Annotated in this window: 2 protein-coding genes; both read left to right on the forward strand. The window is 55.0% G+C overall.

What is annotated here, in order from left to right:
* A partial coding sequence (locus DDA93_RS15995; protein ID WP_207771376.1) for a hypothetical protein occupies positions 1–578 on the forward strand: 578 nt, incomplete at its 5' end.
* A 709-nt stretch (positions 579–1,287) separates the two neighbouring features.
* The gene (locus DDA93_RS16005) at positions 1,288–2,001 is read left to right on the forward strand and encodes an RES domain-containing protein (RefSeq protein WP_165802666.1); all 714 of its coding nucleotides are present in this window, start codon (positions 1,288–1,290) and stop codon (positions 1,999–2,001) included.
* Positions 2,002–2,045: the final 44 nt, after the last annotated feature.

The following is a 2,045-nucleotide window of genomic DNA, read 5'->3' on the forward strand; positions in this document are numbered from 1 at the left end:
AGCTAGCGCCGTCCGTCACGTTTGATGCCCTCCAAGCCCAGGGCCTTGATCCATGGGGCACACTAGGTGTCATGCTGGCTTTGCCTGTGGGGATCTACGGTGCCGCCAGCATTATCGTTCGACGTCGAAAAATAGTGCGTCACTACCTCGAGGGACAGGACCTGTCACGCGCGAAAGCTGACCTCACGATCTTGAAGGACAACAACCTAACCACGGCGGGGATACTGTCATTTTCGGTAGGAACATTTTTACTAATCGGCCTTGCTGGCTTTGTCAGCGGCATACCGAAAGGCGATCTCGCCGTATTGGAGCCCGTAGCTGTATGGATCTTGATTCTGGCCTTTGCCGCCCCAACACTGACCCTTGTAGGGTCAAGAGCAGTCGGCAACCTGTTCAAGCAGGATGCTCTCGAATGGGAACACCCGCGAGTACTCAGCGACGCAGCTGACCAGCTTCACATCGATCACGAAACGGCCGGTACCGCACCGTTTGTAGGAGCAGGCACTGGAATGGTGAAGACGTGGATCAATAAGCTAGTAGGACGACGGGAACCGTCCAAATCTGCCGCCGACCTTTAAATAAGGCTTGTTTCGCAAAGTGACCAAGAACGGCCTCGCAGAGCTCCCGATCTCCATCAACTACGCATAGCACCAGGGACTGCTGAAGGTTTGACTGACAACTCCATTAGATCAACGGAACGCCGATAACATCTGGTGCGTCGCCCTCCGACCCAGCAATGTAGTTCGTCCTAGATGCTGCCCATTTTAGTGATCCGAGTAGATTTTTTGTCGCTTTATTGACGGAAGAGAGTAGATTAGTAGTTGTCAACAAGGAGCCAGCACACCATGAATATCGCTACAACTACAGGAACAGCACACGCCAGAACAGCACGCCTCGGTATACGCGAGATCGTCCGGCGCCTAAACGCTTCACTTGGCGCTACTCTCGTCGCCGCATTGGCCGGGAGTAAAGACCGCAAAATCAGCTACAAGTGGGCACAGCAAGACGGTCCCACCCCCAACGCGTCGGCGGTGAAACGACTCCAGTTTGCCTACGCACAGTGGATCCTCGTTTCCGATGCCGAAGGTGAACACGTCGCGCGTATGTGGTTCATCGGAGCAACCCTTGGCTGGACCACGACTCACCCATTGACGCCATCCGAGCCGATAAATATCGCGAGACAGCATCAGCGGCCGCGGCGATGGTTGACGACGGGTTCATCGGTTGATGCGAACCTGTGCAAGGACCGGTCTCGCCCTCGTAGCTGGACCGGTCGCGGCTTATCGCGTGGCCAAAGAATCGTACGGCCCTCTAAACCCACAAGAGCGCGGTCTTCTCAGCGATGATCGGTCTCAGTGGTACCGCTTCGACACACCTGGGCGCACAATATACGCGGCCGAGGATCCGAAGACTGCGTTTCTTGAGGCCTTGTCTTGGGCGCGGATGACCGCCTCACATGCACAGTACCTCAAGAAAACAGCTGCTTTTTTTGATGAATCGATTGAAGTTATTAGGCAGGAAGTTGAAGAGCAATGGCACGCCAACGGGCACATGGCTCCTGGATGGATACCGGCGAACTGGCGTGACGGGCGCTTGCTCTACACCCTAAATTTTGAGGAAGGTCATTGGGTCGATATTTCCCATGCCGACACCCTGGGAGCTCTCAATGGTGCTCTCGGTAGCCTGTTGTACAGCATCGACGTCGAGGACTCCCTGACTCTAGCCGAAGTCACAAGTGGCCGACGAGAGGTGACAACGGTCCTTGGATCCTGGATCAGAGAACAAATCCTTGACGACGGGTCATACCCGATGGGAATCCGGTTCCCCTCAAAACATGGCGCCGTCGATAAAGGGCATGGCTATTGCTGGGCTTTCTGGCTAAGACGAGCTGACATCGGCTTGGATGACGACCCTGTTTCAACGGACACCGGAACAGGGATCAAACACAATAACCCCGCCTACGTCTTCGCGCTTAACCAGCACGGCATCGCTTCAAGATAACAAGACCAACAAGGATTGGTTCAGCATCCTGCGTTGTAAGAGAA

Origin of the sequence: Arthrobacter sp. Bz4, from assembly GCF_003075455.1 — a bacterium.
In the GTDB taxonomy this organism is placed as follows: Bacteria; Actinomycetota; Actinomycetes; order Actinomycetales; family Micrococcaceae; genus Arthrobacter_D.